Source organism: Methanosarcina sp. 1.H.A.2.2, assembly GCF_000979975.1.
Lineage (GTDB): Archaea > Halobacteriota > Methanosarcinia > Methanosarcinales > Methanosarcinaceae > Methanosarcina.
In genome coordinates, this window is sequence record NZ_JJQL01000038.1 from 93,129 (window position 1) to 116,623 (window position 23,495).

At 44.7% G+C, this 23,495-nt stretch carries 19 protein-coding genes; 8 read left to right on the top strand and 11 right to left on the bottom strand.

Annotation, left to right across the window (positions count from 1 at the left end):
- Positions 1-183: 183 nt before the first annotated feature.
- Entirely contained in the window at positions 184-1,281 is a 1,098-nt protein-coding gene (locus EO93_RS06230; protein ID WP_048161475.1) for an NADH:flavin oxidoreductase, read from the bottom strand.
- A gap of 62 nt (positions 1,282-1,343) precedes the next feature.
- Here EO93_RS06230 and EO93_RS06235 point away from each other — a divergent pair, with 62 nt between their 5' ends.
- The gene (locus EO93_RS06235) at positions 1,344-1,556 is read left to right on the top strand and encodes a hypothetical protein (RefSeq protein WP_048161477.1); all 213 of its coding nucleotides are present in this window, start codon (positions 1,344-1,346) and stop codon (positions 1,554-1,556) included.
- 220 nt (positions 1,557-1,776) lie between these two features.
- On the opposite strand, the gene EO93_RS06240 is transcribed toward EO93_RS06235, so the two are convergent.
- The 10 genes from EO93_RS06240 to EO93_RS06285 form a co-directional block, all read right to left on the bottom strand.
- Positions 1,777-2,520, bottom strand: a complete 744-nt coding sequence (locus EO93_RS06240; RefSeq protein WP_082107583.1) for a cytochrome c biogenesis protein — start codon at positions 2,518-2,520, stop codon at positions 1,777-1,779.
- Between the two features lie 178 nt (positions 2,521-2,698).
- Positions 2,699-3,379: a heme exporter protein CcmB gene (locus EO93_RS06245; protein ID WP_048132582.1), complete on the bottom strand. Its 681-nt coding sequence runs from the start codon at positions 3,377-3,379 to the stop codon at positions 2,699-2,701.
- A 119-nt stretch (positions 3,380-3,498) separates the two neighbouring features.
- A complete protein-coding gene (locus EO93_RS06250; RefSeq protein WP_048132581.1) occupies positions 3,499-4,212 on the bottom strand; it encodes an ABC transporter ATP-binding protein in 714 nt (237 codons plus the stop codon).
- 269 nt (positions 4,213-4,481) lie between these two features.
- Positions 4,482-5,042, bottom strand: coding sequence for a peptide-methionine (S)-S-oxide reductase MsrA (gene msrA / locus EO93_RS06255; protein ID WP_200898090.1), 561 nt, complete (start codon positions 5,040-5,042; stop codon positions 4,482-4,484).
- Positions 5,043-5,162: 120 nt separating this feature from the next.
- Entirely contained in the window at positions 5,163-5,756 is a 594-nt protein-coding gene (locus EO93_RS06260) for a YbhB/YbcL family Raf kinase inhibitor-like protein (RefSeq protein ID WP_235284132.1), read from the bottom strand.
- 345 nt (positions 5,757-6,101) lie between these two features.
- A complete protein-coding gene (locus EO93_RS06265; RefSeq protein ID WP_048161484.1) occupies positions 6,102-6,308 on the bottom strand; it encodes a hypothetical protein in 207 nt (68 codons plus the stop codon).
- 254 nt (positions 6,309-6,562) lie between these two features.
- Positions 6,563-7,441: a DUF362 domain-containing protein gene (locus EO93_RS06270; RefSeq protein ID WP_048161489.1), complete on the bottom strand. Its 879-nt coding sequence runs from the start codon at positions 7,439-7,441 to the stop codon at positions 6,563-6,565.
- A 422-nt stretch (positions 7,442-7,863) separates the two neighbouring features.
- Positions 7,864-9,063, bottom strand: a complete 1,200-nt coding sequence (locus EO93_RS06275) for a potassium channel family protein (protein WP_048132577.1) — start codon at positions 9,061-9,063, stop codon at positions 7,864-7,866.
- Between the two features lie 150 nt (positions 9,064-9,213).
- On the bottom strand, positions 9,214-9,792 hold the full coding sequence (locus EO93_RS06280; RefSeq protein WP_200898091.1) for a magnesium transporter: 579 nt from the start codon (positions 9,790-9,792) through the stop codon (positions 9,214-9,216).
- On the bottom strand, positions 9,789-10,415 hold the full coding sequence (locus tag EO93_RS06285; protein ID WP_048161491.1) for a magnesium transporter: 627 nt from the start codon (positions 10,413-10,415) through the stop codon (positions 9,789-9,791). The genes EO93_RS06280 and EO93_RS06285 overlap by 4 nt, the downstream gene beginning before the upstream one ends.
- 777 nt (positions 10,416-11,192) lie before the next feature.
- Between EO93_RS06285 and EO93_RS06290 the strand changes: the two genes are divergently transcribed.
- From EO93_RS06290 to gyrA, 7 genes are all read left to right on the top strand, one after another.
- The gene (locus EO93_RS06290) at positions 11,193-11,939 is read left to right on the top strand and encodes a hypothetical protein (protein ID WP_052735400.1); all 747 of its coding nucleotides are present in this window, start codon (positions 11,193-11,195) and stop codon (positions 11,937-11,939) included.
- 1,130 nt (positions 11,940-13,069) lie between these two features.
- Complete coding sequence (locus tag EO93_RS18090; protein WP_235284133.1) at positions 13,070-13,411, top strand: hypothetical protein; 342 nt, start codon at positions 13,070-13,072, stop codon at positions 13,409-13,411.
- A gap of 653 nt (positions 13,412-14,064) precedes the next feature.
- On the top strand, positions 14,065-14,295 hold the full coding sequence (locus EO93_RS06300; protein ID WP_048137419.1) for an Lrp/AsnC ligand binding domain-containing protein: 231 nt from the start codon (positions 14,065-14,067) through the stop codon (positions 14,293-14,295).
- Between the two features lie 343 nt (positions 14,296-14,638).
- Positions 14,639-16,504, top strand: a complete 1,866-nt coding sequence (locus EO93_RS06305; protein WP_048161493.1) for a DNA topoisomerase VI subunit B — start codon at positions 14,639-14,641, stop codon at positions 16,502-16,504.
- A 1-nt stretch (position 16,505) separates the two neighbouring features.
- Positions 16,506-17,615: a DNA topoisomerase IV subunit A gene (locus tag EO93_RS06310; RefSeq protein ID WP_048161494.1), complete on the top strand. Its 1,110-nt coding sequence runs from the start codon at positions 16,506-16,508 to the stop codon at positions 17,613-17,615.
- Between the two features lie 1,025 nt (positions 17,616-18,640).
- Complete coding sequence (gyrB, locus tag EO93_RS06315) at positions 18,641-20,545, top strand: DNA topoisomerase (ATP-hydrolyzing) subunit B (RefSeq protein WP_048161495.1); 1,905 nt, start codon at positions 18,641-18,643, stop codon at positions 20,543-20,545.
- Between the two features lie 11 nt (positions 20,546-20,556).
- Entirely contained in the window at positions 20,557-23,379 is a 2,823-nt protein-coding gene (gyrA, locus tag EO93_RS06320) for a DNA gyrase subunit A (RefSeq protein ID WP_048161496.1), read from the top strand.
- The last annotated feature ends 116 nt before the right edge of the window (positions 23,380-23,495 follow it).

Consider the following 23,495-nt stretch of genomic DNA (forward strand, 5'->3'; position numbering starts at 1 on the left):
TGTTAACAAAAACCAAAAACCAGTTAGAAGAAAAAAGGAAAAATTCGAAAAAAAGGAAAATGGAAAAAAGGAAAAAGGAAAATCGGGAAAAAGGAAAAAGGAAAAAGGAAAATCGGGAAAAAGGAAAAAGGAAAAAGGAAAATCGGGAAAAGTAAAAAGTAAAAAACTACATTTTTCCTGAACTCACTGAAACTCGAAATTGCACCTGATCCCCTCGGGATCGAAACAGAGGTTGCAGGATACACACCTTGCCTTTTTAGCATCCCCTGATTTAAGCTTTAAAACAAGGTCAGGTTCGCTGATGAACGTCCTGCTCATTGATATAAGGTCTGCAAACCCGTCTGCAAGAAGATCCTCCATAACAGAAAGAGACCTGATACCACCTACAAGGATTACCGGGATGTTCACTGCACTTTTGATCATTTTTGAGTAGTTCTTGAAATATGCCTCTTTTGCAGGAGAGTTTATTGCAGTTTTTATGGTTACCCCGCCTGCTTCACCTATCCCTCCGCTGACCTCTATTGCACATATACCTGCCTTTTCCAGAAGCTTTGCAATTTCCACGCATTCGGGAGCATCGAGTCCCAGCCCTGCCTTTGAGGAACCTGGCAAAAAACCATCCGTTGCATTCATTTTCACAAGAACAGGAAAATCGTCCCCAGCTTCCTCTTTTATGCGCTTTACTATCTCCGTAACTATCCTTGCCCGGTTTTCGACGGAGCCTCCCCACCTGTCATTCCGCCTGTTTGTGTAGGGAGAGATGAAATTGCTTAAAAGGAAACCATGGGCACAGTGAAGCTGGACTCCGTCAAACCCTGCCGCCTTTGCCCTCACAGCTCCCATGGTAAAAGCCTCAATCATTTCAAGGATTTCCTTGTCAGTCATCTCCCTGGGGACTACTGACGAATGCCCGTTTTTGACCACTGACGGAGCAATCGGAACCGGGTATTCGTCCGAAATGTCTGCCTGCCGCCCCCCATGTACTATCTGGAGCACGATTTTGCTTCTGTACCTGTGTACCCTCTCGGTTATCTTCCGGTATGGCTCGATGAAGCGGTCATCGTAGATGCCCTGCTGCAAATTATCGCTCTGCCCGCCGGGGAGGACACAAGAATAGCCAGTTATTATTAATCCGACTTCATTTTTTGCAAGCTCTTCATAGAGGTCACCGAGCCGGGAAATGGGCGTTCCGTCTTCTTCAGCCATGAATTCATGTGTTGCTGACCTTACAAATCGGTTCTGGAGTTCCATGTTACAGAATGTGATAGGGTCAAAAATCATGGGAAGAGAAAGGCGAAGGGAGAGTAAATAATTATCCCGGATTCCTGGAAAAAGGAAACTTCGTGTTCAGGCACAAAGTTTCTCTTAGCTGTTACAGGAAAAGGAAGGGAGAGAAGGGGAAGGGAGAAGAGGGGAAGGGAGAAGAGGGGAAGGGAGAAGAGGGGAAGGGAGAAGAGGGAAAGGGAAGGGAAGGGAAAGGAAGGGAAATTTACTCAGGAAACTTCAATTCCAAACATGAGAGGGTTATCCGGATCATCGGGAATGTAAATGTATAGTTTCTGAAAAACTCAGATTCGCAGTGTAATCCGCCTGTACTTACTCTTCATAAGTAAATTCATTGTCCGGAATAATTTCATACTTGTATTGCCCCAATTCGGCAGCTATTTTCGGCGAGACTATCTCGTCTTATCTATATCTGGTGTGGTCTATAGATATTATGTAAGCTGGGCTAAAAAAGAAAATGATGAATAAAGTAACTTGGGCAGATCAGGTCTTTTATTCCGCATATCTGCGTGAGTCAAGTTCCTCTTCCATCCGCTCATTCTGCACTTTCACGGAAAAGAGGGTGAGGAAGAGCAGGAAATAAGCTATGAAATTGACAAAGAGAGTCAGTTGAAGCGCTGTCCCTTCAAGTCCTCCTCCACTTCCGCCTGTGTTTCCTCCGAACATAAGGGGATGAGCCGAGCGCCAGAGCCGGATTGAAAAGAAACTCAGGGGTACGGAAATGAAACCTAAAATTCCGAAGACTGCCGAGAGTCTGGCTCTTTTTTCAGGCTCTTCGAGGGCTTTTCTGAGCATCGTGTAAGCAAGGTAAACAAGGAAGAGAACCAGGGAGGTTGTCAGCCTGAGATCCCAGATCCAGTACCAGCCCCAGGCATCCTTTGCCCAGATCGAGCCCGTGACAAGCACCAGGAACGCAAAAAGGGTTCCCACTTCTGCAGCCGAGCGGGCGTAGATGTCCCATTTGAGAGATTTATCCCGGAGGTAGAGGATACTTGCAGCAAATACAACTCCAAACGCCAGATAGGATATAATTGCTATTGGCATATGGAAGAAAAAGATCCTGAAGCTTCCGCTCAGAACCTCGCCTGCTTCGTCCTTTATCGGAGGCAGGTAGAAAAAGAGCATATATATCGCAAGAAGCATTACACTGGCAGTTGCAACTGCCAGTACTCCGGTTTTTCTGGAATTTGATGCCATTTTGTTCACGTGTCTTGAGAGATTAAAGATAAAGCACAAGTTCAATACTGATACTTGTTATTAAATCGATTTACTTCGTTTATTATTGATTCGATTTTGATCGCTGTCTCGAATGACCTTCTGTTTACTATTTTCCTTTTCCTTTCTTTCTTTTCCTCTCTTTCTTTTCTTTTTTCCTTTTCCTTTTTTTTCCTGCTAGGAAGACCTCAGTCAGACCTCAATCAGAAACAACATATTCAAAGACCAGATGCGAGATTACAAAGAACACAAGGTCGTAAACTGCAAGCAGCCTTATTTCAGGAATCAAATTTCCGATGCTGTTTCCGGCAAGAATTCCGGCAGTTGCTTCCACTGCAGGAATCAGGACAGGCAGGAGTAAAGGCAGGAGAAGGACAGGCAGGAGAAGTTCTCTGGTACGGGTACCAAGGGTAAGGGCAGAGAGCAGGGTCCCGACAGCAATAAACCCGAAAGTCCCGAGGAAGAGGATGAGCAGGAGCAGGAGCAGGGTTCCGATTCCCAGGCTATAATTGAAAAGTATGATAAAGAAGGGCAGGGTTACAGCTTCCATAAGAAATACAATCGCAAGGTTGGAGAGGATTTTTCCGGTATAAATCGCCCCTCTGTCCACAGGGCAGAGCATAAGGGCTTCAAGACAACCGTTTTCAGTTTCCATTACGAAGGTCCTGGAAAGCCCGAGCATTCCGGCAAAGGTGAAAGCAATCCAGAGCACGCCGGGAGCAAGTTTTTCAACTTTCTCAGTATCCCCTAGAAAATCCCCGAAAGAAATGCTGAAGACCACAAGCACGAGAAGCGAGAAAATGAACATTGAGTTGAGCATCTGTTTTGTCCGGAACTCGGCTTTAAGGTCTTTTGCAGCGATATAAAAGCTCCGGATCATTTTTTAAACTCCTGTTTTCACGTTATCTATTACTTTATCCTGATTTCAATATTTATCTTTTTATATTTGCATTTTTAATATTTGCATTTTAATCGTGTTTTCGTTCTTAACTTTTGGGCTCATGCGAGCATAGAGTTGCATTTTTCCCTGAATTCCTGAAAACCTGAGAAATTTACCTTAAATCCATCATATACAAACTTTCCTTTATTCAGGATAAGAACCCTGTCGCAGAGGGCAAAGCCCCTTTCAAGGTCGTGGGAAACCATTAATTTTGTGCTCCCCTGGAATTCAGGGCTTTTGAGGAGATTTTCGAAAACCAGGGAGGCTCCGGGGTCAAGCCCTGTATAGGGTTCGTCCAGAAGGAGGAGGGAAGGTCTGTGAAGCAGAGCCCTTGCGATGGAAAGCCTCTGTTTCATGCCTCTTGAAAAAGTGCTGACCCTTTCATCTGCTTTTGTTGCAAGCCCAACTTCATTTAAAAGCTGTAAAATTCTCTTTTCGAGTTCCTGACCGTTTATTCCATACATCTTCCCGAAAAAATGCAGGTTTTCTTTTGCAGTAAGATCTCCGTAGAGGTAGGAATCGTGGGAAAGCATCCCTATTTCGTTGCGGACCTTTTCCGGCTCTTCAGTTATATTAAACCCGGACACGAAAACAGAGCCTCCGGTAGGTTCGATCAGGGTTGAGATCAACTTCAAAAGAGTGGTCTTTCCAGCCCCGTTAGGGCCAAAAACAACTGCAAATTCGCCTTTTTTGAGGTCAAGGTCAAGGGCTTTCAGGACAGGAGTTTTCCCGAAAACTTTTGATAGTTCCCTTATAGAGACCGCGTTTTCCATCGGACCTACTTTGAGAATCCCTCTAAATTAATCTTTTTATATGGTCTGTGATTTATCGGCCCGTAACTTTGCACTGGATTATGGCTCGGTATAGTCTAATGCTGTATAGTCTGGCTGTCCGAGCATGAAAGTATAGTCTGAGGCATGAAAGTTATAGTCTGAGGCATGAAAGTTATAGTCTGTGCATGACCCGGTTGTACATGACTTTTTCGCACATTTCCGGATCTATACTGATTCTGCCTGCAGAACTTGTCTCCAGCAGTTATTTCTTAAAACTTCCTGAGTATATTCTTCAAAAACCCCTTCTTTTCGAAGTACTGCTGGTGGTAATCTTCTGCCATATAGAAATCAGAAACCGGTACTATTTCGGTTACGATAGGATTTTTGAAAGCTCCTGACTTCTCGAGTCCTTCCTTTGAGGCTAGAGCAGCAGCTTTTTGCTCCTCGTTGTGGTAAAAAATCACGGAGCGATACTGTTTTCCGACATCTGGTCCCTGCCTGTCCTTTGTTGTAGGGTCATGGACCTTCCAGAAAACATCCAGCAAGGACTGATACGAAACAACTTTGGGATCGAAAATGACCCTTATGGCCTCTGCATGCCCGGTATTAAGGGTGCAGACCTGCTCGTAAGTAGGCTTTTCAAAATGCCCTCCGCTGTAGCCAACTGCAGTTGCAACCACGCCTTTTACCTGCCGAAAAGCCTCTTCAATTCCCCAGAAACAGCCTGCAGCAAAGGTTGCCTTTTCCAGGCCCTCTTCAGGGTTTTCAAATATGTCCGTGCTCTCTTCAGGTGTTGCGTTTCTCTGTTCAGCCTTTTTATTTTCTTCCACTATCTTCCCCCCAGTCTTAAAGAAAATCAGGTCTGCCTTATGATCAGGGCATATTTCATAATCGAAGCATGCCGCATAATAAAGGTATAGCTTACTCAGGATAAGATCCTTTTTCTCGGATCAGGTTTTACCGTATTTCCCCATCAGTTCCCCTTCAGCAATAATATGCCCTATCATTTCGCTTTCAAGCTCGTTTCTCCCGGACCCTGCTTTGAGCTCAAGCTGCCTGTCCAATGCATAAACTCTGAAGAAGTACCTGTGCGTGCCTGAGGAAGGACATGGACCGCCATAGCCGATCTTCCTGAAGTTATTAATTCCCTCAATCCCAGGGATACTATCCTCCTCTATTTTTGCCACCGGCTCGATATTCCAGACGACCCAGTGAGTAAATGGATTCATGGGAGAATCAGGATCGTCCATGATCAATACCAGACTTTCGGCCTCCTCGGGAATGTTAGTAAATTCCAGAGGCGGATTTATGTTTTCCCCATTACAGGTATATTTTCGGGGGATAGTACTGTTAGATTCAAACGCGCTACTAAAAACCTTTATAATCTGGAGGTCCATATTTTCATCCCCTTTCCCGGCATCGGAAGACTCTTCATCTGCAGGTGCTTCAATCTGCTCATTTTTAATACATCCCGAAATCAGGAGCACTCCTGCAAACAGGAACATTAAAACAACTGCTCCGGCTTTTCTGTTCACGTACAGCACCAGTCCCTGCGATCAGAGAAAATTGCTTAACACTAATAATGTTAAGGCTGAAGAGATATAACCTTAAGGATTTTATCTCAGAGCCCAACTTTAAAACTTGAACTGAAAGACCGTAGTCTAAACTAATTTGGAACCTGATCTTAAAGCCCGGACTTCTCAAAAAAATTAAATTCTCCGAATTGAACTTTCCGTACGGTTAAGTCCGTCTTTCGGAATTCCCGGGCTACACCACCGGTGTCGGTACCTCCGGTAACCTGGAAAAACAGGTTTAAAAATAAACTGCAGCTCAGGAACAATCTTTAAAGCCATCTCTTGATAAAGATGAAGCTCTGAAAGGCAGATAACTCAATCTTCAACATCAAGAGACTGAATTATATCGTTAACTGTAAGCTCCCCTTTACCTACGCGCCGTACAAGCGGATAGATAAATGCGCAGTCATCAATTGCTGCCCAGCGAGCTTCACCTACGCGTCTTATAACTTCGTTCATAACTTTGCCACAATCGTTGCAGTATCTTGCATCGCTCTCTGCTTCACAAATTTCGCATTTCATAGAAAATACCCCACTAATCTATGTGGTTGTCGAAAATAAATAAATTTTGGTGATATGTGAGCATAATTGCACAGTCATTGAAAAACGGGAGCTGAAATGATTAAAGGTACAGGTGTCTTGGTACAGGTGTCTATCCTTTAAAGCCTTCCAGGTTTTCACCCTCAACCAGCTCTTATTCTCCCGGGAACTATGGCACTTTCGGAAATCTGATACCTCCGGAGATCTTTTTCAGATAACACAAGGTAAAGGGAAGGTCAGGCAAGGTTGGCAATAATCTCGTTTATCTCCTCTACCCCGAAGCCCTTGACCTTGACCTCTTCTTTGCTGCGCACCCCCAGTCCCAGCTCCACAGCCCTTTTGATCTGGGGCTGAGCCCAGACTGAGTTCATCTGGATCTCAGGAACCGTGCCCAGGGTTTTCAGAAGGGCAAGTCCTGTAGTGTCGTTTGCAATCACATCCGGGCTTGCCAGGATAATTCCCGGTTCCCTCAGAGTCCCTATATTCGGGCCGTTGGTTACAAAGCACTTTGTAGCATCCGAGATATAGAAATCAGGCTTATAAACGAGGTTAGACTCAGCAATCATGTTTCCGAAAAGCACATCCATCCCCTGCCCGTGAGGAAGCTGCCTCCTATCCCGGTCTGCAGTTATGCTGATCTGGGACTTAAGGCCCATAGTAAACGTTGCAGTCCAGTGAGTCTTTATTACCGGAAGAGCAATCGTGTAATCTATTGACTTCAGAAACTCAGGCACATCAAATCCCCATGGCCAGGAGTAAGCCTTTCCGGGCTCCACATGTTCGCGTTTCATGTGGTCGAATGTCAGGATCTCATCAGCTCCCTCAGCCTCCGCAACCTGCCAGAGCCCCAATCTGTTAAGCACTTCCTCCGTATTCAGGGGGGACATCGACTTCTCAGCCACGATTATTTTTCCAGGATTGCATCTTTTTACTTCCCTGATAGCGCCCCTCAAAACCTCGGGATTTGTCGAACCCGGTGCAGGGTCTGCAGTATTTGCGTTCGGCCGGATCAAGACAGTTGACCCTTCCTTGATTCCAAGCCCACCTGCCAGCTCCACAGCTGTCTTCACGGACTCCAGAGTATCCCGATTTCTTGAAAGTCCAACAATTACCATACCAAACTCCCATAGAGTAATTGTAACCCGAGGTATAAAAATCAGAAATATAATTGATTTCTGTGTGCTTAAGCAAAGAGCAAACGCTGATTAATCAGTGATATTTTCAAAATATCCAAAAACCGCAGATCTGTCTTCCCCCACAAGCCGCAAAGGGCTGTAACCGGCCTCCCGGCCAGAGAAATACATTCCCTGGGCATGAAAGCCGAGCTCCACCAATATTTGTAATTTAGTCAGATTAAGCGAAGCTCACTGCTGCTATAAGCCATAAATAAGTCCTTTTGAACACAGCGAAAAGGACCGTGGGCTGTTGCGATTACATCGCAACTCCCAGAAAATATCAGATTTCCTGAGATCCCGAATCACAACTCGGACGAATTGCAATTCGGGCGAGGCGCAATTCGGGCGGCGAAACTCGGGTGTTACTGGCGTAACTTGCACTCGCACATCTCTATGAGCGCCACTTCTCCGATTCTTGAACCGCGGGCAATAAGCGTATCTCCTGCCTGAACAACAGTATTGCCTTTGGGAGCATAGACCCAGCGTTCCGCTCTCTTAATTGCCATTACATGCAGCCCGGTTTCGGTTTCGAGTCTCAGTTCCGAGAAGGTCTTGCCAACTATTGGAGAGCATTTTTCGACCTGGAGCCGTGTGATTACCTCTTCGGAGTTCCGGACTGCAAGGGTTATGATCGGGTGGAGCTCAATATCCCTGAGAACCGTATCTGCAATCCCGTAGGCAGCATCCGAAATTGCTTCCGAGGCGCTGGCAAGGTGCAGGATTCCCCTGAGCATGTTTACATCTTCAACGTGTTTTGCAGTTTCGAGCACCCAGTGCTGAAGTTCGTACTTCATGGAATCCATTTCGGACTCAAGGGCGCTGACCTCATATGCGATATCTTCGTTATCGAAGAGGATAGCAGAGTACGCAAGCCCTACCGAGAGTTCAGACATGTTTTTCATGTCCACGATTATGTCCACGGCATGTTCGAGGTCCTTTAAGACCTTATCGTGCTCGATTTCTCTCGGAATAAACTTCCTTGTCGTCGCCATTTGAAAGAAAAGAGGGACACCTTCATCATGCCCCCTGGCGATCAGCACATCTCCCTGGCGGAGTCGGGTTTCCTTATCAGGATCGTAAATCCAGTCCTCGCTTCTGCGGATCGCAATTACCCACATCCCGGTCTCGATATCAAGCTCGAGGTCACCAAGAGTGCGCCCGGTCATTACGGATTCTGCAGCAACGGTTGCCCTGACAATGGTTTCTTCGGCTTCCCTGAGGGCTACCTTCAGCTCCATAGGAATGCCCATGTTCATGAGAACGATTTTGGCAATGTCGCCTGCAGCGTTTGCTATATTTTCCGAGGATGCAGCAACCTTCAGAACTCCCAGGAGTTCTTCAGCTTCATCAACCCTGCGCGTGCTTAACATTGCAGCCATCTTCATATTATAGTCGAGGGTATCCATTTTATCTTCAAGGTTAAGCACCTCTTCTGCGATGTCCTCATCATCATAGACCATTGCAGAATACGCAAGGTCTACCATGAGTTCGGAAGTATCCTTCATCTCAGTCAAAAGGTCTATAAGATTCCTTGGACTGTATCTGAATTCTTTAGGGAACATGGTCTATGTATCAACTCTACCTTATTGTTGGTGTGTATGAGTATATACCTCATAGTAATTATTAATTTTCGAATTATTCTGAATTGGAAGGCTTAATAAATTAAATAAAAATATTCTGGATAAAAGTAATAATATTAAGTCGCATCCCATTTATATAATTTCCAGCAAATGCAGGGCTGTGAAGATCCCCATAACCCCTACGAGGTCTCCAAGACTTGCTATTAAAGGGATAACAGTATCATCAGGATCTATCCCGAAGCGGTGAGAAGCAAAGGCGATTACAACTGTTGCAGAGTATACAACTGTAAGTTCTATAACAACTGCAATAAGGCTGATTTCCAGCAGGGTAATGAAAGGCATCCCAAACCCCATAAATTTGCTTGCAAAGAAAACCAGCACACTGACAGAAATCGAAGAAACAAAGCCCACAATTGATGCTGCAATAACGCTGTTATGGACCACAGGGTTCCTGTAAATCCGGTCCCCAAGTCCCATGTGGAAAGCCGATGAGAGTCTGGCACCCAGCATACTGCCCGTATCGCCCCCGATCTTGATAAGGGAAGGAATAAGGATCAGGATTGCAGGCATGGAAAGCAGGCTGTTTTCTCTTGTGTTAAGTATCTGCCCGACAATGATTCCTATTACGCAGGTGACCGAAAGAACGGGAAGCCCGCGCTGGATAATGCCTCTTACAGTGTAATAGCTGGTCTGCCTCCCGGTTTTTCTCAAAGCATCACCACCAGTTTTGCCGAGAGAAAAAGCATGAACATGGAAACGATATCCCCGATAGTTGCAATTGAAGGCGTAACAACATTATCGGGATCAAAGCCGAACCTGAACATACCTATGGCAAGCAGGACAGCAACAAAAGAGAGGATTACTCCGGAAGTAAGGGCAGAAATCACACAGATAAGGATAAGTTTGAAAGCTCCCGCACTTTCAAAACCCAGGGCAAGGGTGACAAAATGCCCTAAAAATCCGAGCAGGATCGCCATAAAAAAACCAAGAAGAAGAGAACCTGAAATATTATTTGTCAGCTCAGGGTTGTTCCTGTCTATGTCAGTGATCAACCCCATATGGATCGCACTGCCTAACCTGGAACCAAGGGTTGAGGAAATGTTCCCGCGCAGCCCTAGCACGCCAGGATAAATAACAATCAATCCGGGAATCATTTCAAGTTCGCTGGTCATTCCTGAAAAAATGACCCCTGCAATGACCCCTCCTACAGTCGCCATAAGTTCAAAAGGCAACGCCTCACGTACTATTGAAGAGACACTCGCGTACTCGCTGAGATACTTGTCTCTAAACTGGGATTCGAAGATATCCTCTTCCCTGTGCGACTCGGAGGGCATGCGATTGTATTATACACTGATATTATTAAAATAATGGGTAACTTCCTAAAAATGGGTCTGTGAAAAATCTTTCGATTTCAAGTCTGTACAAAATAATAGAAAAAACTCAACTTTAGTTATTGAAGGTGGCAATTTACCCGACATTACGGAAAATAAGGTCGGATATGTCCCAACCTTATATTTCACCAAATTTTGAAGTTGTTGTCGTTTTTGCCGTCACTTCGTAAAATACAGAACGTAGTTCAGGGAAAAATTTCTGAATATCCAATGAGAAAAAATTTTGATGTGGTGAAATTCGGACTGTTTGGGGGGCGCGAAGCCTGCAAACAGTGTGAATCGGAGTGATTTACAGGCTTATAGAGGAAAGCAGGGGTAGAGAACAAGCCTTCGTGCGATCTCCTTGCCACAGGTCTGTGGGGTTTTCACAAATATAATTTAAAATGAACCCATTTCATGCTATTCTTATTTTTATATAATTGTGTGAATGCGAATGGATGGATGCTTAGATATATAGTTTCTGACCACGGTCTTTAACAATCAACGTTCAGGGAAAAATTGCAGACTCAAAATGAGTATGAAAGGTAGATTGTTAAAGGGGATGGCCATAAAACTTATAAGGAGTTAGATAAGAGGAATTTATGGAGTTCAAAAGTACTTTCCAGGTTCATACGAACTCCATAAAATACACCTTAAAAGGCAGTGACTATGTTAGCTTTGTCTGTATTTAAGCTTGCCTGGTTCTGCCTCCTAAGGGAAAACAACTTAGGAGTTAGACGAATGAGTCGAAACAAAATGGGAATATTTCTTTTGGCGATGTTGATTGGTATGGTGTTGGTACCGTCAGCAAGTGCACAGGAAGCATTAACAGCAAGTGAAAAGCCTTCTGAATGGGAACAAGGTCTAATAGATGCTCTCAACTCTAATACAAAAACCTTGTCAACAGACGATTTAATTTTGAATTATTGCGAAGCAAATAAAGACAAAATTTCAATACTGAAGAACAATACTGCTTCAGAAAAAAGTAAGTTAAGAACATATGAACTAAAAGATGAATCAGATATAACTTTCACTAATGAAAATTTCTTTTTCGTTACTAACATGACGGAAGAACCAAATAATAAAACAATAACTCAAAGTACTACTGTAGCAACAAGTTCTGTCAATCTTGATTATACTGATACGATAACAGCATCACAGAGTTTCTATAATATTATGGGAGGGAGACTGTTTACTATCTATTCAAAAGGATATTATGGGTATAGTATATCTCCTGCTATTGTGGAAGCTCATTATATAGATGCATGGTATACATTAGGTACTCCAACTATATTTCAGGTGAGTAACTGGCAGGAAGGGGCGAGTGATAATACTGTCACTCATATATCTGAAATTTATGGCAGTGGACATTTCCATTGGGGATTTGAAATCGCTGGTGCTGGTTTAGTTCTCTATGATAAGAATATCAAAGTTTACTCAACATGTGATCAATTTGGAAATGTCCACCGCACCTATGAAATGACATAATGAAATAACTTAAAAATATAGCTATAAGATGTAAAATATCGGATTGTGAAATAGTTATTGAGAATTTTAAGCACAAAGTCCTCAATAACTATTTCCAAATAGTGAAGGAGAAATTTTATTCAAACGTTCTGAAACTTCTGCTATAAGGACAACTAAAATTTAGGCTGACGCTAAAATGAAAGAAATTGTAAACAAGGAAATTTAGTCAGTCAAACCAAGAATTTATCAGTAGGGATGGAATTTATAATGAAAAAATCAAGTTATGGAATATTATTTATCGCTTGCTTCGCCTTTTTCTTAGTTTTTAATTCGTTCTTTGTGATTGTACCTGCTGATTTATCAACTATTATAAGTGTAATTATTGGAACTGTTATCGAATCTCTCATCGTGTACTCAATTATAATCATAATTATATATATCGTAAATCATTACAACAGATTGTCTTAGAGCCTCTACATTTGGGATACGGAGAATAAACATCCTGATACATTTGGTTCGTATTACTTTGTACATTACTATACTCTCCTATGTGTCCAAAAAACTGCAAACTATAACGATGGATTGTATGATTATATTATGACATAATCTGAAATAGAATTTATATTTAAGAAGATGCCTTTGAAAAGGCATCTTTTTCTTTACTACTATTTTTCCCTATCATGGACAAGAAACAAGTTATTTCCGTGGTTCAGTAAGTTGTCAAATTTGTGGTTAATTTAGATCCTTCCCAGGAGTGGATCAGGTGATGAAATATGAGGACTCGTTACAAAATAATTGTACTATTACTAATCATTTCTGTCGTATTGCTGTCTTTCTGGTGGCAAGACCAGAAGCAGAGAATTTATGATAGGAATCACATTAGCAGTTATGATTACTATATCGAGTTAACTACAGACTCGACCCTGAGCAATGTTACTCTTTACCTTCCGCTCCCGGTGATAAACAACACATCATCCGTAGGCACAGATATCGTAGAGAATCATTTCAATGACTATGATCGTTCATGGAAATATGCTCTTGTGGATACGGAGCACGGACTAATGCTTTCTATAAATAATGAGAAAATAGAGCCAAAATACGCTACTAGAAGTAGAGATTCAAAGAAGATTCTGCATCCAAGTATTTTTAGCATGACCTTATTCACTAACCAGACCATAGATACAATGAACCCGCTGGGCAATGAAATGGTTCTTATGCCCAAATACAATCTCACGCAGAATGTCACCAGAAGGCCTTATCCACCGGCATCTGAGATATTTGATTATGAAAGCAAGATGTATGCCCACTATGATACCTCCTCGGATGCAAACGTTAGCATTTCCATTTACCTGCATGGAAGTAATGGATGGTGGATCGGAGGATGGCTGTATAACAGTTATTGGGAAAACATGGAAATTAAGTTGTCCGGACCTCAGGCTGGATGGACAACAGTAAATGGTCAACTTTTTACAGGAGAAGGGACGTACTATTAATATGAAACGTCGCCTGTTTTCAGAGACGGCTTCCTGATTCATTACCTGTTACACCCTAATTAATCCTAATATTTTACTTGTAGAATTTGACCTCTGAGAAAAAGGTAAAAACAAGACTTTTTTGGAAAATAAAGCTTTTTGGAAATTGATATACTCTATTTTTCAGGTATTCCATGTTTTGAATTCAAAAACAACGCTAAATTTTACTTTCTTGTTCTGTTGTCAATTTGTGCGAAGCCTGTAAACTGTGTAAAGTTGAGTGATTTACTGCCCGTAGGGGAAAGCTAGGATGAACCCAATCTTCGTGCGATCTCCCTGCCATGAGCCTGCAAAGCATTAAAAAACCAATATCAGGCAAAATAGAAAGTGACTATATAATATAAAGTGCAAATAGGATAATCTGTTTTATCCCAAAATTATTTCGCTAACAATGTTGATTGCAATACCTTCTATTTTGCAAAACTTAATACGAAAAAGATTCATTTAATAATTGCTCAAAAGCTTGAAGGTGAATCACCTCGTCTTAAAATAACAGGAAAAAAGAGTTGAAGGAAATAAATCCGGTTGTCTTAATGGCTATCAATTTATGTTGTAAAAATTTCTCCTTCGGATAAAAATAAATAACTTGCAGCCGTTACTCTTTATTGATACCCATGGTTATAGGAGTTACAATGATAAACGTGCTGCCCGGCTACGAAAAAGCAGCATACAGGGAAATGAAGACTATAGAGGGAATCAAGGACGTCTACCATGTTTTCGGGGAGTACGACTTTGTCGTAATTATAGACGTTAAAGATCTGAGCATCCTCAATGCCGTGGTAGACAAAATAAGGGAAAGCGAGACTGTAACCGCAACCCAGACAATTATCGGTGCGGAACTCTGAGTTCCCCGGCGCCTGAAAGCATGAGACTCCGGCAGAAACGAACCTGAAGAGTCGTTATCTTTTTTTGCAGGCGCTAATATTTATTACCTTGCACTTTTATTAAGTAAGAACTCCTGCTAAGTAAGAACTCCTGCTTTATGACAGCTTCTCTTGCTGTCAACTACCCGTCACGGAAGTGACGGGAATCCTGCTTAGTTCATCTTGAAAAATGTATTAAAACCTCTCCAGATAGAAATAACATAATATCCTTTTAGCACCGGATTTGATTTAAACACCGGATTTGATTTAAAAACCAGATTTATTTTAAGCATCAGATCAATTTTTCAGCCTGAGGTAAAAGTCCATGGAAACCCCCATTGCAGAAGAACTCGCCAAAAAACAAAAATCCATAAGTGTAGCAGAATTTTTTGAAAAGAACAGGCAAATTCTGGGTTTTGATTCTGCACCTCGAAGCCTTATTACAACCGTAAAAGAAGCCGTGGATAACTCCCTTGATGCCTGTGAGGAAGCCGGGATCCTGCCGGATATCCTTGTTCAGGTTGAGAGGACAGGCCAGGACTACGTAACCGTTATTATTGAAGACAACGGGCCGGGAATTATAAGAGAACAGATCCCCAAAGTTTTTGCAAAGCTTCTCTACGGTTCAAGGTTCCATGCCCTGAAGCAGAGCAGGGGGCAGCAGGGAATAGGAATTTCGGCAGCCGTGCTCTATGCCCAGATGACTGCAGGCAGGCACACAAAAATCCTCTCCAAAACCAGCTCAACGGCTCCTGCCCACTATTACGAGCTCATGATCAATACCAGTACTAATGAGCCTGATATCCTGATAGATGAGATAAGGGACTGGTTCCGCCCCCATGGGACCCAGGTTGAACTGGAGATGAAGGCTGCTTACGTAAAAGGAAGAAGGCAGTCCATTTATGAATACCTTAAAGCCACTGCAATTGTAAATCCCCATGCAAGGATAACTCTTATAGATCCGGACGGCAACGAGGAAGTCTTTGAAAGGGCTACGGATAAAATACCTGATCCCGCAGAAGAAATTCTGCCCCACCCCGAAGGTATCGAACTGGGCACTCTTATGAAAATGCTTCATTACACGGAGCGCCAGAAGCTTGCCCCTTTTCTACGCTACTCTTTTTGCAAGATAGGGCTGCTCACTGCCGAGGAAATCTGCAAGGCTTCGGGACTTGACCCCGAAATCGACCCCCACGCTCTGGGCCGCCATGAAGCAAGAAAACTAATCGAGGCTTTTGAGAAAGTAAAGATCATGGCCCCTCCGACGGACTGTCTTTCCCCAATAGGGGAAGAGCTGATCTATCGGGGGCTTGAGAAAGAAACAAACGTTGACTTCATTGCCACAAGCACGCGGAAACCGGCTGTATATTCGGGAAACCCCTTTGTAGTGGAAGTCGGGCTTGCATATGGGGGAAATCTCCCGAAAGAAGATAAGATCAGTATCATGCGGTTTGCAAACCGTGTGCCTCTGCTTTACCAACAGGGAGGCTGTGTGACCACACATGCCGTAGAAGACATCAAGTGGAAGCAGTACGGCTTAAACCAGCCAGGAGGTGGGATTCCCACCGGGCCGGTCCTCCTCCTGATCCATGTCGCTTCCATTAACGTGCCCTTTACCTCCGAATCAAAGGATGCGATTGCAGACATCCCTATAATAAAAGAAGAGGTGGACCTTGCAACCAAAGAGGTTGCGAGAAAACTCAAGCATTACCTGAGCAAGCAGAGCAACCTCAAAAAACGCAGGGAAAAGGAAATTATCATTACAAAGGTGCTTCCGAAAATGGCAGCAAAAGTTGCAAATATCCTGGAAAAGGACGTCCCTGACATAAATCCCGTTGTTGCAAAAATCATGGGAAACCTGCTTGTGCACAGGAAAATTAAAAGCAATGGAGACGGGACTGCAGATGTGGCTATAAAGGTCAAGAATTTCGGGACCTCAGCTTATTCTTTCAGGGTACATGAAATGCTTCCCTGCGGAATTAACGGGGCAAAACCGGAGCCAAAGGTTGTGACCATGGGCAATGATTACGATTATATCTGGGAGATTTCGGCAGCTGCAGGGTCTTCAAAAGTACTCAGCTACAGGATAGAGTCTACAACCGAAGAAGAACTCCGAAAGCTTCCTCAACTGATTGTAGAAGGGATTGAAGAAGAACTGGTAACCGGGGCAAAAGCCTTTAAGGGTGTTTGAAATGGCAAGAGAAGCAAATGACAAAACAAGACAGGGAGATGCCCTGGCAAAGGAAAGGCTGCTCGAGCTTGCAGAAAAGATCTACAACCAGTTTGAAGATGAGGTCATCCCAAACGTCAGCCTTCCAAGCCGGACAAAGGCAAACATAGAATATTCCGACGAGAGTGAAGTCTGGGTCTACGGAGACAGGGAAAGCGAAAGGAGCGCAAAGACCGTAAAAGGGGCATTCCAGCTCCTGAAAACTACTTATGCGACAGATTTTCTCATAAACGAGCACCTTGCCCAGAACCGCGGCTCAACACTTCGAGAACTTTATTACATATCTGAGGGCTGGGACGCTGCCAAGTTCAAGGAACAGGCTGAAAGCGACCGCCTGATCGAAGACCTGGAACTCCTGACCAGTCTCCAGAGGGAGTATTTCCACATGCGCCCTGAAGAAGACGGGGCTACTATGTTCGGGCCGATTGAGATCTCGGAACAGACAAAGCGCGGAGTGCGTAATATCCACTGCCAGAAGGATGTAGGGGAAGGAGGATATCAGATCCCTTTCAATGTGGAAAATATCGAGTTTAAGAATCACGACGCAAGCATGATTATAGCCATAGAGACCGGTGGTATGTATGCACGGCTGATGGAAAACGGGTTTGATGAGGCTTATAATGCAATTCTTGTCCACCTGAAGGGCCAGCCTGCAAGATCAACCCGCCGGATGATCAAGCGCATGAACGAGGAACTGGGGATCCCTGTAGCAGTTTTTACTGACGGTGACCCCTGGTCTTACAGGATCTACGCATCTGTTGCCTACGGAGCCATAAAAAGCGCTCACCTTTCGGAATTCATGGCAACCCCGGCAGCCAAATTCCTGGGGCTTCAGCCTTCGGATATCGTGGAATATGAACTTTCAACTGACAAGCTCACCGAGCAGGACATAAGTGCGCTCCGGAGTGAACTTTCCGACCCCCGCTTTGAGTCTGATTACTGGAAAGAGCAGATAAAGCTCCAGCTCGATATAGGCAAGAAGGCTGAACAGCAGGCTTTCGCAGGAAAAGGTCTGGATTTCGTAACCGAAGTATACCTTCCTAACCGGCTGAAAGAACTGGGCATGGCTTGAGAGAAATCGGGTGGAATAGCAGTAAAGAGGACTGAATAACACCGGAGATTGAATAACACCGGAGACTGAATGATGCCGGAGATTGATAACAGAGAACTGAATCATCGCTAAGACTGTGAATGATATCAACTACCCGCCACTGAAGTGACGGGAATCCTGCTTATTTCATCTTGAAAAGACTGCTGGCAAGGGATAAAAGCGGAAGTCTGAAAAACACGCCTGAAAAACACTCCAGCAGAAATACGGCAGGCCGGCTGTTCAAAAAGCTGTAGCTGATTGTGGTGGTTCGAAGTTAATCGGTTGATATTATTAACGTGGATACCTTAATGACATCTTTCAGTTTGCATTGTCCCGCACTTTGCGCTGGCCGGAACCTGTGGGTTTCTGGAAATAAAAGTACAATCGGAGAGGCGACGGTAAAATCGAGGATCAAAGTATCAACCGCTTATCGGTGGAAGACCCGTGGTTTGCATCATAAAATAATTAATATATACCAATGTATACATTCAAGGGATTGTTTCTGCCGGATCACAGGCCATTTACGTGCCTGATATGTTCAGGAAAAAAGAACCGGACCTCTGTTCCAAAAATACTTTTCGAGACTTTTGAAATGCCGCAAGTTATGCCCTGACTACCCGGAAAAAGTAAATTTTTCCCTGTGGAACAGCAAATATTTATTTAAACCAAAGACATATTAAAAAATTAGTCTGAAAAGGGCATATCTGGACGTAAAATTATGCTAAAAATTGTCTCTTCAGAGGGAATCAGGAAAGAAAAATCAGGTGAAATATGCGGCTGATCTAAAGACTTAAAATGTATGAGCGCATATTGAATTTGTTTCATGGTAGAAACATAAATATTAAATATAAAAATATCACGATAAAAAGCGAAGGCTTAGTGAATTGACATGATTTCTAAGGTTCTATTTTGAACAGATTTTTCCCTGCGAGTTTTAAAAAATGTATAACATGTCATGAGATTTCAAATAAATAATTTTACCAGATTTTTATGGAGAATAAACCAAAATGAGTGATAAACAGGTTTATGACGCTTCGCACATCCAGGTACTCGAAGGCCTGGAAGCTGTCCGAAAACGTCCCAGCATGTACATAGGGAGCACGGATGGCCGTGGGCTCCACCACCTAGTCTATGAAGTTGTAGACAACAGTATTGATGAAGCCCTTGCAGGTTTCTGTACCAGGGTAGATGTCACGATCAATCCCGACGGAAGCGTGACGGTCCTGGACAATGGAAGAGGTATCCCCATCGACCCCCATCCATTTCACAAGAAATCGGCCCTTGAAGTCGTTATGACCGTTCTGCATGCCGGAGGAAAATTTGATAAGAATACCTACAAAGTTTCCGGGGGACTGCATGGAGTAGGAGTTTCTGTTGTAAACGCCCTTTCGGAATTGCTGGAAGTAGAAGTGAGCAGAGATGGAAAGAAGTATTTCCAGCGCTATATCCGTGGAAAGCCGGAGGCTGATGTTCAGGAAATAGGGACTTCAGACATTCGGGGGACAAAAACCACTTTTAAGCCAGACTCAAAAATTTTCGAAACCACGGATTTCCAATATGATATTCTCTCAAACAGGTTAAGAGAACTTGCTTTCCTTAATCGGGGTCTAACAATTAGCTTGAGGGATTTAAGAAGCCCGGAAGGGGAGGCAGAGACTTTCGCTTATGAAGGGGGAATCGTGGAATTCGTGAATTACCTGAACAAGAAAAAGCAATCCCTCCACGAAAAACCGATCTATTTCGAACGGCAAAGAGATGATATGGTCGTAGAAATTGCGATGCAATATACGAACAGCTACACTGAAAACGTGTACTCTTTTGCAAACAATATCAACACCCATGAAGGCGGAACTCATATAATCGGTTTCAAGACAGCCCTGACAAGGGTAGCAAACGATTATATAAAAGCCAACAAGCTCTCCAAAGAAGACGCAAAGCTCACAGGCGATGATGTAAGGGAAGGACTGACCGCAATCATCAGCGTCAAGCTTATGGAACCCCAGTTCGAGGGGCAGACCAAGACAAGGCTTGGAAACAGTGACGTCAAAGGGATAGTTGACTCCCTTGTAACAGACGGGCTTGCGGAATATTTTGAGGAAAACCCTAAGGTTGCAAACATCATCCTTGAAAAAGCCCTCCTTGCCCAGAGAGCCAGGGAAGCTGCAAAAAAAGCAAGGGAACTCACCCGCAGAAAGAGCGCACTCGAGGTTAGCACCCTGCCCGGAAAGCTTGCAGACTGCTCTGAGAAGAACCCTGCAGCCTGTGAGATTTATATCGTGGAAGGGGAATCTGCAGGTGGTTCGGCTAAACAGGGTAGGGACCGGGGTTTCCAGGCAATTCTACCTCTCAGGGGCAAGATCCTTAACGTAGAGAAATCAAGGCTTGCAAAGATTCTGAAAAACAACGAGATTGTTTCTCTGGTTACAGCTATAGGGACTGGGGTCAGCGAGGATTTCTCCCTGGAAAACGCCCGCTACCACAAGGTCATTATCATGACTGATGCCGATGTAGACGGAGCGCATATCAGAACTCTTCTCCTTACGATGTTATTCCGCTATATGCGGCCCCTGATTGATGCAGGGTATGTGTACATCGCCCAGCCGCCTCTTTACCGTGTAAAGAAAGGAAAGGCGGATTACTACGTGTATTCTGACAAAGAGCTGGACGAAAAGATAAAGGAAATCGGGGAAAAAGGACTCGCCATCCAGCGTTACAAAGGTCTTGGAGAAATGAACCCCGAACAGCTCTGGGAAACCACTATGAACCCTGAGAGCCGGACTCTTTTGCAGGTCACTCTGGAAGATGCAATCCGCGCTGACGATATCTTCCGTATCCTTATGGGAGACGAGGTTGAGCCGCGCAGGAACTTCATCGAAACGCACGCAAAAGAAGTTGTGGAGCTGGACATCTGAGGTGGCGAAAAATGGCAGAACGTGAAGACGAAAATAAATCAGAAGCAGAATTGAAAAAATCTTACCAGACAAGCCTTATTCCGGAAGGAATGGATGAAGACCCTGAAGTAGAAGAAGAGGTATCCAGCCTTACATCCGGAGAACCGGATGAAAAACCCGGATTAGAAGAGCAGGAAAACGGAGCCGACCCTGCCCCCGAAGAGCCGGATGAAGAACCCGAACGGACAGGAGTCACATCCATCCTTATCGAAGACGAGATGAAACGCTCCTACATTAACTATGCCATGAGCGTAATCGTCGGAAGGGCTCTCCCCGATGCCCGTGACGGCTTAAAGCCTGTCCACCGCAGGATTCTTTTTTCCATGAAAGAGGCAGGGATTACCCACGATAAGTCTTACAAAAAGTCTGCGCGTATTGTGGGAGACGTACTTGGTAAGTACCACCCGCATGGAGACACTGCCGTTTATGACAGTATCGTGCGGATGGTGCAGACTTTCTCACTCCGTTATCCTTTAATTGACGGGCAGGGAAACTTCGGATCCATTGACGGAGACTCGGCTGCAGCCATGCGATATACCGAAGTCCGTATGGACAGGATTGCAGAGGAGATGCTGGCTGACATTGATAAAGAGACAGTGCCCTTCAGGCCTAACTATGACGGGTCCCTGGAAGAGCCGGAAGTCCTCCCTGCAAAGCTTCCAAACCTCCTTATCAACGGGTCAACCGGAATTGCCGTCGGAATGGCAACGAACATGGCGCCCCACAACTTGAGAGAAGTCATTGACGGGACCCTGATGCTTATTGAAAACCCGGAAACATCAGTTTCGGAACTGATGACAGTGGTAAAGGGTCCGGACTTTCCTACAGGTGCGCATATCCTCGGGACAGCAGGCATAAGGTCTGCATTCACAACAGGAAGAGGGCCGATAAAGATCAGGGCAGTTGCTGAAATTCAGGAGCTTAAAAAAGACAGGCAGCAGATTATAGTAACCGAACTCCCTTACCAGGTGAACAAGTCGAGGCTGATTGAAAACATTGCCCAGCTTGCCAGGGAAAAGGTAATTGTCGGAATTTCCGACCTGCGGGATGAGTCTGACAGGGACGGAATAAGGGTTGTAGTCGAGCTTTCAAGGGGCGCAAATGCCAATGTTATCTTAAACCAGCTCTACAAGCACACCCAGATGGAGACCAGTTTTGGGGTAATCAACCTTGCCCTTGTGGACGGAAAGCCCAAAGAGCTAAACCTGAAACAACTTCTGGAGATCTACCTGACCTACAGGATGGAAATCATCCAGAAGCGGACGCTTTACGACCTCAGGAAGAGCGAGGAAAGAGCCCATCTCCTTGAAGGGTTAAGGATTGCCCTTGACAACATAGATGAAGTGGTTGCCCTGATTAAGGGCTCTGCAAACGGCGATGAAGCGAAGCAGGGCTTAATAAATGACTTTGCCCTTGATGAGGTCCAGGCAAAGGCTATCCTGGATATGCGCCTGCAGCGCCTGACAGGGCTTGAGACCCAGAAAATCCTTGAGGAACTGGAAAGCCTCGTAAAAGTGATCGCCGAACTCAGGAAGATCCTGGAAAGCGATGAGCTCAAGTACGAGATTATCAGGACTGAACTCCTTGAGATCAGGGGAAAGTACGGGGACGCCCGCAGGACAAAGATTGTGCAGTACACAGAAGATGTGACTGATGAAGACCTGATCCCGGAAGAAGATGTTGTGGTCACAATCACAAGCAGTGGCTACATTAAGCGCATTCCTCTTGACACCTATACCATGCAGCGCCGTGGAGGCAGGGGGATTATCGGCATGGAAACGAAGGAAGAAGACTTTGTGGAAAACCTCTTCATTTCTTCAACCCACAACTATATCCTCTTCTTTACAAACCGTGGCAGGCTCTACTGGCAGAAGGTCTACGAGATCCCCGAAGGTTCCCGCCAGTCGAGAGGCAAAGCCATAGTAAACCTTCTTGAGCTTCAGGAAGGCGAAATGGTCAATGCAATGATCCCTGCAAAAGAGTTTGCCGAAGACAGATACCTCCTTATGGCAACAAGGGCAGGCACGATCAAGAAGACCCCGCTCTCTGAGTTCAGGAACCCCCGGAAAGCCGGTATCATCGCAGTCAGCCTGGACGAAGGTGACGAGCTTGTGAAAGTCCTCCTTACGGAAGGAAAGCAGGAAATTGTGATGGTCTCGAAGAAAGGCAAAGCCATCCGCTTCTCCGAGGAAAACGTCCGCCCGATGGGCAGAACTGCAAGAGGAGTCCGCGGCATGACCCTTGACGGTCCTGACGACGAAGTAGTCAGCATGGACCTGGTCGACGAGACCACAACCCTCCTGACAGTAACCGAAAAAGGCTTTGGGAAAAGGACGGAATACTCCCAGTACCCCGCGCACCGCCGCGGTGGAAAAGGTGTGATTACAATCGTCACAAACCTCAGGAACGGCCCGGTCTCCAACGTCGAATCCGTAGCTGAAGATGATGAACTGATGTTCACGAGCGCAGAAGGCATCATCATCCGCATCCCGGCAAAAGGCATCTCTGTCCAGGGCAGAAACACCCAGGGCGTAAGAATAATGAACATAAAGCCAGGGGACAAAGTCGTAGGGATGGCCAGGATCAAAGCCGAAGACGAAGACGAAAGAAAGCTGAAACTGACAAACCTCAGAGCCAGAAAAGCAGAACAAGCAGGCGAGATGGCAGAAGATTCAGAGGACGAAGGCGAAGACGTCGAAGAACTCGAAGACTTTGAAGAACTTGAAGACGTCGAAGACGTTGAAGAAAAAGAGGAAGTTGAAGAAGACGAGGTAGAAGAGAAAGAAGAAAACTAAAAATGAAATATGGGTGAAGGAAAATAATCCTTCACTCAAACTGCTGCCGGAATGAAGATTTTTGGGGATTTGTTTCCGGCGGCGGACTTTCGTTCAGGAGGGGAGGGAGGCTTGTT

What these genes read in the sequence shown, in the direction of transcription:
- EO93_RS18090 (WP_235284133.1), top strand. Translation starts at nt 13,070, where the DNA reads ATGACCTTATTCACTAACCAGACCATAGATACAATGAACCCGCTGGGC.
- EO93_RS06250 (WP_048132581.1), bottom strand. Translation starts at nt 4,212, where the DNA reads ATGGAAAACGCGGTCTCTATAAGGGAACTATCAAAAGTTTTCGGGAAA.
- EO93_RS06270 (WP_048161489.1), bottom strand. Translation starts at nt 7,441, where the DNA reads ATGGTAATTGTTGGACTTTCAAGAAATCGGGATACTCTGGAGTCCGTG.
- EO93_RS06275 (WP_048132577.1), bottom strand. Translation starts at nt 9,063, where the DNA reads ATGTTCCCTAAAGAATTCAGATACAGTCCAAGGAATCTTATAGACCTT.
- EO93_RS06230 (WP_048161475.1), bottom strand. Translation starts at nt 1,281, where the DNA reads ATGATTTTTGACCCTATCACATTCTGTAACATGGAACTCCAGAACCGA.
- EO93_RS06245 (WP_048132582.1), bottom strand. Translation starts at nt 3,379, where the DNA reads ATGATCCGGAGCTTTTATATCGCTGCAAAAGACCTTAAAGCCGAGTTC.
- gyrA (WP_048161496.1), top strand. Translation starts at nt 20,557, where the DNA reads ATGGCAGAACGTGAAGACGAAAATAAATCAGAAGCAGAATTGAAAAAA.
- EO93_RS06305 (WP_048161493.1), top strand. Translation starts at nt 14,639, where the DNA reads ATGGAAACCCCCATTGCAGAAGAACTCGCCAAAAAACAAAAATCCATA.
- EO93_RS06310 (WP_048161494.1), top strand. Translation starts at nt 16,506, where the DNA reads ATGGCAAGAGAAGCAAATGACAAAACAAGACAGGGAGATGCCCTGGCA.
- EO93_RS06300 (WP_048137419.1), top strand. Translation starts at nt 14,065, where the DNA reads ATGGTTATAGGAGTTACAATGATAAACGTGCTGCCCGGCTACGAAAAA.
- gyrB (WP_048161495.1), top strand. Translation starts at nt 18,641, where the DNA reads ATGAGTGATAAACAGGTTTATGACGCTTCGCACATCCAGGTACTCGAA.
- EO93_RS06265 (WP_048161484.1), bottom strand. Translation starts at nt 6,308, where the DNA reads ATGAAATGCGAAATTTGTGAAGCAGAGAGCGATGCAAGATACTGCAAC.
- EO93_RS06285 (WP_048161491.1), bottom strand. Translation starts at nt 10,415, where the DNA reads ATGCCCTCCGAGTCGCACAGGGAAGAGGATATCTTCGAATCCCAGTTT.
- EO93_RS06290 (WP_052735400.1), top strand. Translation starts at nt 11,193, where the DNA reads ATGAGTCGAAACAAAATGGGAATATTTCTTTTGGCGATGTTGATTGGT.